The organism is Shinella sp. M31, from assembly GCF_049199205.1.
Classification (GTDB): Bacteria; Pseudomonadota; Alphaproteobacteria; order Rhizobiales; family Rhizobiaceae; genus Shinella.
In genome coordinates this window covers 17,206-29,629 of sequence record NZ_JBLZPH010000049.1, presented here as the reverse complement: position 1 = coordinate 29,629, position 12,424 = coordinate 17,206, and the positions used below count along the sequence as shown (strand labels likewise).

The following is a 12,424-nucleotide window of genomic DNA, read 5'->3' as shown; positions in this document are numbered from 1 at the left end:
TGGTCCAAACTGGTTAATCGGGGTCATCCCCATAGGGGTCAGATAGGCCAAGCCCGACAAGAATGCGAGTCTCGAGCCCCTCCATTTTTTCCGCTTCCTCGTCTTCCATGTGATCATAGCCGAAGAGATGCAGAAATCCATGCACCATCAGATGCGTGAGATGGTCGTCGAAGGACTTGCCGAGTTCGCCCGCCTCGCGGGTCAGCGTTTCCTCTGCGAAGATGATATCGCCGAGCATCGGCCCCGGCATTTTTCCGGGCGTCAGCGGGAAGGCCGGGAAGGACAGAACGTTGGTCGGCTTGTCCTGGCTGCGCCATTCGGCATTGATGCCGCGGATTTCCGCGTCATTGGTGAAGACGAGGGAGACTTCGGGCGCGCCGGTTTTCGGAAAGGGCTGCTTTTCCGTCTTGCGCAGATAGTCCGCGGCGGAACCGAGCACGCGCGCGCTCATGTCGGCAAGGCGTTCTTCGGAGGGCCATGCGCCCTCCTCTATGGAAATCTGGATATCGAGCGTGGTCATGATTTCAGGACCGCTAGCGGTCGGTCTGCTCGCTTTCGTCCTGTACGGCGGTTGTCGCCTCATAGGCCCGGACGATGCGGGCAACCATCGGGTGGCGCACCACGTCGACATCCTTGAAGCGCACGACCGAGACGCCCTCGACCCCCTTGAGGATCTGCAGCGCCTCGACAAGGCCGGATTTGACGCCGCGCGGCAGATCGACCTGGCTCGGATCGCCGGTGACGATCATGCGGCCGTTTTCGCCGAGACGCGTCAGGAACATCTTCATCTGCATCGACGTCGTGTTTTGCGCCTCGTCGAGAATGACGGCGGCGTTGGCGAGCGTGCGGCCGCGCATGAAGGCAAGGGGCGCGATTTCGATGACATTGGCGGCAATTGCCCGTTCGACCTTGTCGCCCGGCATCATGTCGTAGAGCGCGTCATAGAGCGGGCGCAGATAGGGATCGACCTTTTCCTTCATGTCGCCGGGCAGGAAGCCCAGGCGCTCACCGGCTTCCACGGCCGGGCGCGACAGGATGATGCGATCGACCGCGCCGCGCTCCAGAAGCTGGGCGGCATAGGCGACGGCGAGATAGGTCTTGCCCGTGCCGGCCGGGCCGACGCCGAAGACCAGTTCGGACCGCTCCAGTGCACGGATATAGGTATCCTGCGTCGGCGTGCGGGCGGCGATGGTCTTCTTGCGGGTGGAGATCTGCGACATGGAGAGCTTGGCCTTGCGCTCCATGGTGGGCAGCGAAAGCTGGTCGTCGGCGGCAATAGCCATGCGGATGGCGCCCTCCACGTCGGACAGCTCGATCGAGCCGCCCTTCTGAAGGCGATCGTAGAGATAATCCAGTGCCCGGCGGGCCTGGCTGGTCGCGACCACATCGCCGGAAATGGAAACGGAATTGCCGCGCGCGCGCGCATCGATATGCAGGCGCTGTTCGAGCAGCTTCAGATGCTGGTCGAACTGGCCGAAGAGCTCGCTTGCGTATCGATTGTTTTCGAACGTGAGCACGAATTGATTTACGTCGGTCTGGTTCTTCGACTGGCGCGGCGAGGACGTCATCAGTTCGTGTCCGTTCAAGCGGTCAAGCTCCTTGCGATCCGCCCGTCACCCGATCGCTTCCGCGAAGAGGCTGTTGGGCCCGGCATCGGTGATTCGTACCCGTATAATGTCACCGATTTCCGACGTTTTTGCATCAACATTCACAGGCTGGAGCCAGGGCGAGCGGCCGACGAGCTGGCCGGGCATGCGGCCGGGCTTTTCCAGAAGCAGGTCGATCTCCTTGCCGATGCAGCCTTTCGCGAATTCGCGCTGCTGGCGAAACAGCAAAGCCTGCAATCTTTCAAGGCGTTCGGCTTTCACGCTTTCTTCGACATGGCCGTCCATCTCGGCCCCCGGCGTGCCGGGGCGGATGGAATATTTGAACGAAAATGCCTGTGCATAACCCACCGCCTCGATGAGGCGCATCGTGTCTTGGAAGTCCTGGTCGGTCTCGCCTGGGAAGCCGACGATGAAATCGCCTGATATCGCGAGGTCCGGCTGGACGGCGCGGATGCGCTCGATCAGCGCGATATATTCGGCGGCCGTGTGGCGCCGGTTCATGGCCTTGAGGATGCGGTTGGAGCCGGATTGCACCGGCAGATGCAGGTAGGGCATCAGCTTGGGCAGGTCGCGATGCGCCGCGATCAGCTTGTCGTCCATGTCGCGCGGATGGCTGGTCGTATAACGCAGGCGCGCCAGACCTTCGATCTCCGCGAGGCGACAGAGCAGGTCGCCGAGGCTCCATTCGGCACCATCGGGACCGAGGCCGTGCCAGGCATTGACGTTCTGACCGAGCAGCGTGATTTCGCGCACGCCGCCCTCGACGAGGCGCTCGGCCTCGGAAACGATCTGCGCGACGGGGCGGGAGACTTCCGAGCCGCGCGTATAGGGCACCACGCAGAAGGTGCAGAACTTGTCGCAGCCTTCCTGCACGGTGAGAAAGGCGGTGACGCCGCGGGCGCGTGTCTTGGCCTTTTCCGGCGCGGGAAGATGCTCGAACTTGTCCTCGATCGCATAGTCTGTCTCGACGACACGCTCGCCGCCCTTGGCGCGGCGCAGCGCCTCCGGCAGGCGGTGATAGGTCTGCGGGCCGATGACGAGATCGACGGCGGGCGCGCGGCGCAGGATTTCCTTGCCCTCGGCCTGGGCGACGCAGCCGGTGACGCCGATCACCATGTCGCGTCCGTCCTTGGCGCGGGCCTTCTTCATGTCGCGCAGGCGGCCAAGTTCGGAATAGACCTTTTCCGCCGCCTTCTCGCGGATATGACAGGTGTTCAGGAGAACGAGGTCGGCCTCCTCCAGCACGTCCGTAGCCTCATAACCGTCCTTCGACAGGGCGTCGGTCATGCGCTCGCTGTCATAGACGTTCATCTGACAGCCATAGGTCTTCACAAAGACTTTTCGCGTGTTCGACGTGGCCGTGGGGGCTTCGGGCATGGAAAGGGACTGTTCGCTCATGGCCGCTTCCATAGTGGAAAAGTCCTGGAATTTGAAGTGTCTCTTTGTTTTGCAAGCCCGGACGCAAAATCGCTGCGCGCTTACCTGCCGCGCAGCCGTGCGCCCAGCATGGCGCGGATGCGCGTCTCGACGTCGCGGCTCACCTGCTTGCGGTTGCTGGCCCGCGAATAATCCACCCGCTCGCCGAAATCGACATCCACGTCGACCGCGCCTTCGCGCATCACCCCCAAGAGGTGGGGGCCGAGCTCGATATCCCCCGGCCAGGCGGCAAGCGGCCGGTGGAAGCGGCCCATCGCCATGCCGTGCACGCCTGTATAGGCGATCGAAACGGGTTGGATGAACACGACGCCATCGGGCGCATGCGGCACGGCCGAGGCGGCGGCGCCGAACAGCGAGGTCTTGATCTCCATCAGCCGGTTGCCGTCGGAGGTGGTGCCCTCCGGGAAGAGCACGATGATCTCGCCGGCCGTCAGACGCTCGGCGATCTCGTTCACCTGATCGCCCGTCTTCTGGCGCTGCTCGCGCTCGACGAAGATCGTCGCCTGCAGGCGGGCGAGCAGGCCGAAGACCGGCCAGCCGCGCACCTCGGCCTTGGCGATATAGGCAACATCGGCCACCGAGCCGAGCACCAGGATATCCTTCCAGGAGGCGTGGTTGGCGGCAAGCAGCAGTGGCCGCTTCGGTTCGAGCGTGCCATGCACGCGCACGCGCAGCCCGAGCGCCCAGCAGGCGACGCGATGCCAGAGACGTGGAAGGCGGCGGCGAATTTTCAGGTTGAAGCGCAGGCCGATAAGCTGGATCGGCAGCAAGACGAGCGTGACCGCGACAAGCACGGTGAGGGCGATGGCAATGCGCAGCCAGGTGATCAAGCGCTCACCGGTCCAAACTTAGGATGAGAGTGGCGACGCGCCTCACTCGCCCTCCTTGAGCGGAATGCCGTAAAGCTCCAGCCGGTGGCCGACGAGCTTGAAACCATGCTCGCGGGCAATGCGCTCCTGCAGGGCCTCGATTTCGGGCGAATGGAACTCGATGACGTTGCCGTGTTTCAGGTCGATCAGATGGTCGTGATGTTCATCCGGCACCGTCTCGTAGCGCGAGCGGCCATCGCGGAAATCGTGGCGCTCGATGATGCCGGCATCCTCGAAGAGTTTGACGGTGCGATAGACCGTGGAGATGGAAATGCGCGCATCGACCGCCGACGAACGGCGGTAGAGTTCTTCTACATCGGGATGATCGGCGGAGGATTCCAGCACGCGCGCGATCACGCGGCGCTGCTCGGTCATGCGCATGCCGCGCTCGACACAAAGCTCTTCCAGCGATTTTTCCGCGTCCGCCATCCGGTCTGCCCTTCTCTTGTCGCCCCCTGATAGGGGACTAGCGAAGATCGCGCCGCATGACAAGCGCCGCGGAGCGGCTGCCATCGGCGGCGGCATAATAGGCTTTGCGCTCGCCGGCCTTGGTGAAGCCGAGCTTGCCATAGAGACCGCGCGCGGCGTGGTTGACCTCATCGACCTCGAGGAAAATATCTTCCGCACCGCGCATCTTGGCCTCGCGGAGCGCCGCCAGCATCAGCCGCCAGCCGAGGCCGGAGCGGCCGAAACGCGGATCGACGCTGATCGTCAGGATTTCCGCCTCGCCTGCGGTGGCACGCGCCAGCACGAAGCCGCCGGCGGTGCGGCCTGTCACGCCCTGCTTCAGCGCCAGAAAGCCGAACACCGGCTCCTGTGACAGCAGGGAATGGAATTCGCCGTCGTTCCACGGCTGGGGAAAGCGCATCTGGTGAAGCGCTGCGGCCAGGCCGGCATCGGCGGTCTCGAGCGGAAATATCTCGAAGATAGGCTTGCGGGTGAAATAGTCGCTCAGGGACATGGCATCAGGCTCGGCGGATTGCGAAACCCGCCTGCGGCTTGGCATCGGGACCGCGCAGATAGAGCGGCTTCGGCAGATGGTTTTGCGGATCGAGGCGGGCACCGAGGCGCGCGACGGTGGCGATATCAACCCCGTCCGTCTCAGCAACCGCGCCTTCGCGCAACAGGGCCGAAGCCGAGCCGGCGATATCGCCATCATGCGCCTGCGCGATGGCGCGTGCCTCTTCAACGGTGGCGATGGCCGGCTGCGTGGCCTCGCTGCCATCGGCCGTAAACGCCTGCCAATAGACCTCGTCGCGCTTGGCATCGATCGCCACCAGCAATGGACCGCTCCGGGCGGCGGCCAGCGCCGAAAGCGTGCTGACGCCGACGGCGGGAATGCCGAGCGCCAGCGCCAGACCGCGCGCGGCGGCGACGCCGACGCGGATGCCGGTGAAGGAGCCGGGGCCGATGGTGACGGCGATGCGGTCGATTGCGGGAAGATCGAGGCCGGCAGCGGCGAGCGCGCCGTCGACGAATTCCATCAGCCGTTCGGCATGGCCGCGGCCGATATCCGCGCCGGCAGCGCCGAGCACGACATCCCGATTGGAATCATAGAGGGCAGCCGAACAGCCGGTGCCCGCCGTATCGATCGCAAGGACGATCATGCCGGGCACCTGCGATGTGCGGAGCGGGCCTTATGCGACGGCTTCAACTTCCTGCACTTCCGGTACGAAATGGCGAAGAAGGTTCTGCACGCCATGCTTCAGCGTCGCCGTGGAGGACGGGCAGCCGGAGCATGCGCCCTTCATGTTGAGATAGACGACGCCGTCGCGGAAGCCCTTGAAGGTGATGTCGCCGCCGTCCTGCGCCACGGCCGGGCGCACGCGGCTGTCGAGCAGCTCCTTGATGGTGGCGACGATGGTCTCGTCGCCCGCTTCGAAGAACTCGCCCTCATCCTCGTCGCTGCCGCCGAGCGCGCCGCTGGCGAGGATCGGCTGGCCCGACATGAAGTGTTCCATGATGTTGCCGAGGATCGCCGGCTTCATATGCTGCCAGTCGGCATTGTCCTTGGTGACGGTGATGAAGTCATAGCCGAGGAACACGCCGGTGACACCGGGAACGCCGAACAGGCGGGCGGCAAGCGGCGAAGCGGCGCGCGCTTCCGTCTCGTCGCGGAATTCGGCGGTGCCGGTTTCCAGCACGACCTTGCCGGGCAGGAACTTCAGGGTCGACGGGTTCGGCGTCGATTCGGTCTGGATGAACATGGTCTTCTCCGTCCGGCCAGGCGTCTTCGCGGCCAAAATCTTAGAATAATTCAAAAGAAGATAAGCCTTTTGCCGCCGCTCTTCAAGACCGCGGGGTCAGCTCAGCGCGTCCAGTTCCTCGTCGCTCAGCTGGTCCGGAATGACCGTGACGGGGATCGGAAACGCCTGCGCGCGGCTGGCGAGCGAACTGACCAGCGGCCCCGGCCCTTCCTTGGAGGAACCGGCGGCCAGAACGAGGATCGCAATGTCGCGGTCCTCCTCGATCAGCTCGTTGATCGCCTCGCTGGCGACCCCCTCGCGGATCACCGTTTCCGGCTCGATGCCGATCGCCTCGCGCAGCGCCTGGCCCGCCTTGGCGAGCACGGCTTCCGCCGCTTCGCGCGCTTCCGCCCGCATGATCTCCTCGACGCCCAGCCATTGCTGGAAATCGCCATTGGCGATCACATAGAGCAGGACGACGGCGCCGTTGGAGTTCTTCGCCCGCATCCCCGCATAGTGGACGGCGCGCTGGCATTCCGGCGTGTCGTCGATAACAGCCAGAAATTTCCGGCGGTGGCCCTCCATACGGGAAAGTCGTCGAGAAACCATACGGCCCCCTTCTCTCAAAGACGTTTCGAGGCGACCTTACTGCACAAAACCGATGATGTCGCGGACTTCCTTCATGGTTTTTTCAGCCCGCGCCCGCGCTCTCTCGCCGCCGTCCCTGAGGATCGCGTCGATATGGGTCGTGTCGTCCATCAGGCGGCGCATCTCGTCGGTGATCGGCGAGAGCACGTTGACCGAGAGATCGACCAGCGCCGGCTTGAAGGCCGAAAACTGCTGGCCGCCGAACTCCGAGAGCACCTCCGCCTTGGTCTTGTCCGAGAGCGCGGCATAGATGCCGACGAGGTTTTCTGCTTCCGGGCGGCCCTTCAGTCCCTCGACTTCGCTCGGCAATGCATCCGGATCGGTCTTGGCCTTGCGGATCTTCTTGGAGATCGTGTCGGCATCATCGAGCAGGTTGATGCGCGAGAGGTCCGACGCGTCCGACTTCGACATCTTCTTCGTGCCGTCGCGCAGCGACATGACGCGCGGTGCCGGGCCGCCGATCAGCGGCTCGACCATCGGGAAATAGGCATGGACAGGCTCTTCGCCGACGACGATATCGACGCCCGTGCCGGCATTGCGGATGTGATTGCCGAAGTCGATGTTGAACTTCTGGGCGATGTCGCGGGTCAGTTCGAGATGCTGCTTCTGGTCGTCGCCGACGGGCACATGCGTCGCGCGATACACGAGGATATCGGCGGCCATCAGGCTCGGATAGGCGAGCAGGCCGAGCGAGACCTGTTCGGCATTCTTGCCGCCGGTCTTGTCCTTGAACTGGGTCATGCGCTCCATCCAGCCGATGCGCGCCACGCAGTTGAAAATCCAGGCGAGCTCCGAATGCTGCGGCACGGCGGACTGGTTGAAGACGATGTGCTTCTTCGGATCGATGCCCGAGGCGATGAAGGCCGCGGCGATCGAGCGGATTTGGTTGCGCATGTCCTCATGCACCAGCTGCGCGGTCAGCGCATGCAGGTCGACGACGCAATAGATGCAGTCATTGTCGGCCTGCAGGGCGACGAATTTGCGGATCGCGCCGAGATAGTTGCCGAGGTGAAGATTGCCGGTCGGCTGGACGCCGGAGAAGACGAGAGGCTTGAATGCGCTCATGACGGTGTTCCTTCAGGCGGGTGGAGGGCCTGACCCTGTTCTAAGTAAAACGATAGGACGCGCTTATGCACGCCGCCGGGGCGGCGATCAAGTGGCCGGGTCCGATGGCGGTGGCTTGCCGCGACCGCGCTTCAGGTTGCGCATGAGCATGCCGAGATCGGCACCGCCGATCAGGAACGCGACCGAGAAATAAACCACCATGGCAAGGCCGATCAGCAGGCCGAGCGCCGACAGCTGTTCGAAGAGCGACGAGGTGGGCGCCAGACGATGCGCGAGATAGCCGGAGGCATATTCCAGCGAGACGGCCATGACGACTGTAGCGATCAGCAGCCGCGCGACGCGCCAGGCAAGCGCCTTTTCCAGCGGCCAGTGACCGCGGCGCACCAGCGTCACGAAGAGCAGCAGCGCGGTAATCCAGCCGGAGACGGTTTCGGCGGTCGCGATGCCGCGCTCGTAAAACAGCGGAAAGAGCGAGACGGCGAGCACGCAGTTGATGACGACCGAGAGCATGGTGATGCGCATCGGCGTCTTGGTATCCTCGCGGGCGAAGAAGCCGGGATTGAGCGCCTTGATCATCACGAAGCCCGGCAGGCCGAGGCCGTAGATGGCGAGCGTGCCGGCGACGACGGAGGTGGTTTCCGGGCTGAAGGCGCCGCGCTCGTAGAGCACGCGCACGATCTCGTCGGAAATGACCCAGAGAGCGCCCGCAGCCGGCAGCGTCAGGAAGAGCACGAATTCCATCGAGCGGTTCTGGAGATTGCCGGCCTCGCGCTCATGGCCGCCCTTCAGGGCGCGCGCCAGCTCCGGCAGGAGCACCACGCCGACGGCGATGCCGACGACACCGAGCGGCAGCTGATAGACGCGGTCGGCATATTGCAGGGCGGAAATCGCGCCGTCCTTGGTGGAGGCGATCATCTGGCCGATCAGCTGGTTGATCTGGGTGATGCCGCCGGTGATCGCCGCCGGGAAGGCAAGCCACAGCAAGCGCTTGACGTTCGGCGTCATGCGTGGGCGGCGAAAGCCGATCTTCATGCCGGCCTGGCGCACGCCGGCGTAAAGCACCGCCATCTGCAAAAGACCGGCAACCAGCACGCCCCAAGAAAGATACCAGGCTACCTGGAGCGGCGATGCACCCTGCCAGAGGCCATAGCCCAGCGCGCCGATCAGCACGACATTGAGGAAGACGGGCGCAACAGCGGCGGCGAAATAGTGGTGCAGCGAGTTCAGCATGCCCGACAGCATCGCCGTCAGCGACATGCACATGAGATAGGGGAACATGACGACGGCGAGCTTGACCGTCACATCGAACTTTTCCGCGTCATCCACGAAGCCCGGCGCGATGACCCAGGCGACGATGAGCGGCATGAGCAGCTCCATCGCGATGGTCAGCATCAGCAGCACGGAGAACAGGACGCCGAAGACCTCTTCGGAAAAACGTTTCGCCCCGTCGAGACCGCCCGCCTCGATCTCCTTGGCAAAGAGCGGCACGAAGGCGGCGTTGAACGCGCCCTCGGCGAAGAGACGGCGGAACAGATTGGGGAAGCGGAAGGCGGCGTAGAAGGCATCAGCCATCGGGCCGGTGCCGAGGGCGGCGGCCATCAGCGTCTCGCGCGCGAAACCGAGCACGCGGCTGCCGAGCGTCGCGCCGCCGACCGTCGCGAATTTTTTCACCAGACTCATTGTTGTGCCTTGACCCTTTTCGGTGTGGCGGGAACCGGCGCGATCATGCCGGACGGCATGCGGTCGCGCAGCTCATCCACTTCATCGGCCATCACGGCCTTCAGACGGGCGACGATATTGGCCTGTCGGTTGTCGTTGGTGACCTTCTGTCCGACGAGGTCGGTGACGTAGAAGGTATCGATGACCTTCTCGCCGAAGGTGGTGATATGCGCGGAGGCGATGTCGAGCGAGAGATCGGACAGCACCGCCGTCACCTCGGACAGCAGGCCCGGACGGTCGAGGCACTCGATCTCGATGACGGTGAACTTGTTCGACAGCGTGTTGGAGATCGTCACCGCCGGCGAGACCGTGAAGGTGCGGCTGCGCTTGCGGCTCCTGGTGCGCGTCGCGATCACCTCCGGCAGGCGCTTGCGGCCCGACAGCACGTCTTCGATCATCCGCCCGATCGTGCCGCCGCGGCGCGTCTCGTCGGCATCGTTGGGGAACTCGCGGTTGACGAGGATCGTGTCCAGCGCCCGCCCGTCCGAAGTCGTGAAGATCTGTGCGTCGACGATGTTGGCGCCCGCCGCCGCACAAGCGCCGGCAATGACCGTCAGCAAGCGCGGATGGTCGGGCGACAGCACGGTGATTTCCGTGATGGCGTGGAAGGAATGCGTGCGCACCATGGTTGCCAGCGTCTGGCCCGCCTTGTCGGTTTCGCGGATGAAAGCGGCATGGCGCACCTGATCCTCCAGCGACACCGTCAGCAGATAGGGATCGTAATGCAGCTTCGTATAGGTCTTGCGGTCCTTCTGGCTCCATTCGGCCGGCAGCGCCTCGGAGAGGATTTCACGGGCCGCGTGAGCGCGTTCCTTGCGCGACAGCTCGGAGAAGCCGCCGGAGATCAAGAGTTCCGTTTCATAATAGAGCGTGCGCAGAAGCTGGCCCTTCCAGCCGTTCCACACGCCCGGGCCGACGGCGCGGATATCGCAAACCGTCAGGACCAGCAGCATCTTCAGCCGCTCCATCGACTGCACCTTCTCGGCAAAATCGACGATGGTCTTGCGGTCGTTCAGATCGCGGGTCTGCGCGACCATCGACATCGTCAGATGCTCCTCGATCAGCCAGACGACCAGTTCCGTCTGCTTCGGCGTCAAGCCGAAGCGCGGGCAAAGTTTGCGCGCGACCTTGGCGCCGGCTTCGGAATGGTCCTCCGGGCGGCCCTTTGCGATATCGTGCAACAGCACCGCGACATAGAGCGGGATGCGATCCTCGATCGAGGGCATCACCTGATAGCTCAGCGGATGCGCTTCCTTCTCGCGGCCCTGGTCGATATTGGCAAGAACGCCGACCGCGCGGATCAGATGTTCGTCGACCGTATAGTGATGATACATGTTGAACTGCATCATCGCGACGATCTTGCCGAATTCCGGGATGAACCTGCCGAGCACCCCGGCCTCGTTCATGCGGCGCAGCAGAAGGGCGGGATCGCGCGGCGAGGTAAGGATGGACAGGAAGAGGCGGTTGGCCTCGTCATTCTCACGCACCGCGCCGTTGATCAGCCCGAGCGAGCGCGTCACCAGCTTCAGCGCGTCCGGGTGGAATTCCAGGCCGTTGAGATCGGCGATGTGGAAGAGCCTGATGATGTTGACCGGGTCGCGCTTGAAGACCTCGGGATCGGCGATCGTGATGCGGCCGCGGTCTTCCAGAAAATCCAGCGTTCCCGCAATTTTGCGCGTGCGGCGCGTGAAGCGGCTGATGACGGCGGTGATACCGGGCGCTTCCTTGGCCTGCTGGTCCTCCAGCGTGGCGCAGAAGATGCGCGTCAAGTCGCCGACGTCCTTCGCCACGAGGAAATAGTGCTTCATGAAGCGTTCGACGGCCGAGAGACCGGGATGCGGCTGGTAGCCCAGGCATTCGGCGATCTCGCGCTGGATGTCGAAGGATAGCCTTTCCTCCGCCTTGCCCGTCAGGAAATGCATGTGGCAGCGCACCGCCCAGAGGAAATCGTCCGCCTTCTGGAAGAGCTTGTATTCCTGCCTGGAGAGCACGCCGAGCTTCACCAGTTCGGCCGGATCCTTGATGTGGTAGAAATATTTGGCGATCCAGAACAGCGTGTGCAGATCGCGCAGACCGCCCTTGCCTTCCTTGACGTTCGGCTCGACGAGGTAGCGCGTGTCGCCCGCCTTGCGGTGGCGCTCGTCGCGCTCGGCAAGCTTTGCCGCGATGAATTCCGGGCCGGTGCCGCGCACGATCTCGCGGTCGAACCGTACCGCCAGCTCCTCGAACAGCGCGGCCGAGCCGCCGATATAGCGGGCTTCGAGGATCGCCGTGCGGATCGTCATGTCGCCCTTGGAGAGCTGGATGCACTCCTCGATAGTGCGCGTGGCATGGCCGACCTTGAAGCCGAGATCCCACAGGATATAGAGCATGAACTCGATGGCCGGCTCGCTCCAGGCGGCGGGCTTGGCCGGCAGGAGGAAGAGCAGGTCGATATCCGAGCCCGGCGCGAGCGTGCCGCGGCCATAGCCGCCGACGGCCGTCACCGTGATGCGGGTCGCGGGCGGCGCCTGGCCGGCGCTGAAGACGTGGTTCAGCGCGAAATCATGCAGCACCGAGATCAGCTGGTCCTGCAGCCAGGAAATGCGCGCAGCGCATTGCAGGCCGCTGCCGTCCACGAAAAGCAGTTCGCGGGCGCGGGCGCGGCCGGCGGCATTGGCCGCCTTGAACTCGGCGAGCAGCGCGCTGCGCATGTGGTCGCGATATTCTGCATTGGTGCTGGCGATGAATTCGCATTTGGCGCGCAGCGCCGGCACGTCGAGAAGGCCGGACTCAGCCGGTGCCAAGAGCTTGTGTTCCATCAGATGCCGGCCTTGAGTCCTGCTTCTCGTCCATCGCCCGTAAGGTTCGCATGCCTATAGACCCTTTCGGCATGCGAGGACAATGATTCTAG

At 64.1% G+C, this 12,424-nt stretch carries 12 protein-coding genes; all 12 read right to left on the bottom strand.

Features of this window, described 5'->3' with window-relative positions; translation table 11 throughout:
• Positions 1–13: 13 nt before the first annotated feature.
• Positions 14–520 (bottom strand): rRNA maturation RNase YbeY, encoded by a 507-nt coding sequence (ybeY, locus tag ACOZKU_RS07970; RefSeq protein ID WP_421578421.1) that lies wholly within the window; start codon positions 518–520, stop codon positions 14–16.
• 13 nt (positions 521–533) lie between these two features.
• Positions 534–1,586, bottom strand: a complete 1,053-nt coding sequence (locus tag ACOZKU_RS07965) for a PhoH family protein (RefSeq protein WP_314090393.1) — start codon at positions 1,584–1,586, stop codon at positions 534–536.
• A 27-nt stretch (positions 1,587–1,613) separates the two neighbouring features.
• Positions 1,614–3,005, bottom strand: a complete 1,392-nt coding sequence (gene miaB, locus ACOZKU_RS07960) for a tRNA (N6-isopentenyl adenosine(37)-C2)-methylthiotransferase MiaB (RefSeq protein WP_421578420.1) — start codon at positions 3,003–3,005, stop codon at positions 1,614–1,616.
• Positions 3,006–3,085: 80 nt separating this feature from the next.
• Entirely contained in the window at positions 3,086–3,874 is a 789-nt protein-coding gene (locus tag ACOZKU_RS07955; RefSeq protein WP_314090398.1) for a lysophospholipid acyltransferase family protein, read from the bottom strand.
• Positions 3,875–3,916: 42 nt separating this feature from the next.
• Positions 3,917–4,342, bottom strand: a complete 426-nt coding sequence (locus ACOZKU_RS07950) for a Fur family transcriptional regulator (RefSeq protein WP_421578419.1) — start codon at positions 4,340–4,342, stop codon at positions 3,917–3,919.
• Positions 4,343–4,379: 37 nt separating this feature from the next.
• On the bottom strand, positions 4,380–4,874 hold the full coding sequence (locus tag ACOZKU_RS07945; protein WP_421578418.1) for a GNAT family N-acetyltransferase: 495 nt from the start codon (positions 4,872–4,874) through the stop codon (positions 4,380–4,382).
• A 4-nt stretch (positions 4,875–4,878) separates the two neighbouring features.
• Positions 4,879–5,520 carry a tRNA (adenosine(37)-N6)-threonylcarbamoyltransferase complex dimerization subunit type 1 TsaB gene (tsaB, locus tag ACOZKU_RS07940; RefSeq protein WP_421578417.1) on the bottom strand — a complete coding sequence of 214 codons (642 nt, stop codon included), beginning with the start codon at positions 5,518–5,520 and terminating at the stop codon, positions 4,879–4,881.
• 30 nt (positions 5,521–5,550) lie between these two features.
• On the bottom strand, positions 5,551–6,120 hold the full coding sequence (locus tag ACOZKU_RS07935) for a NifU family protein (RefSeq protein ID WP_421578416.1): 570 nt from the start codon (positions 6,118–6,120) through the stop codon (positions 5,551–5,553).
• Positions 6,121–6,216: 96 nt separating this feature from the next.
• Positions 6,217–6,708, bottom strand: a complete 492-nt coding sequence (locus tag ACOZKU_RS07930; protein WP_314090414.1) for a universal stress protein — start codon at positions 6,706–6,708, stop codon at positions 6,217–6,219.
• Positions 6,709–6,744: 36 nt separating this feature from the next.
• Positions 6,745–7,812, bottom strand: a complete 1,068-nt coding sequence (trpS, locus tag ACOZKU_RS07925) for a tryptophan--tRNA ligase (RefSeq protein ID WP_298100541.1) — start codon at positions 7,810–7,812, stop codon at positions 6,745–6,747.
• A gap of 87 nt (positions 7,813–7,899) precedes the next feature.
• On the bottom strand, positions 7,900–9,492 hold the full coding sequence (gene murJ / locus ACOZKU_RS07920) for a murein biosynthesis integral membrane protein MurJ (RefSeq protein WP_421578415.1): 1,593 nt from the start codon (positions 9,490–9,492) through the stop codon (positions 7,900–7,902).
• A complete protein-coding gene (locus tag ACOZKU_RS07915) occupies positions 9,489–12,332 on the bottom strand; it encodes a [protein-PII] uridylyltransferase (protein WP_421578414.1) in 2,844 nt (947 codons plus the stop codon). The genes murJ and ACOZKU_RS07915 overlap by 4 nt, the downstream gene beginning before the upstream one ends.
• Between the last annotated feature and the right edge of the window lie 92 nt (positions 12,333–12,424).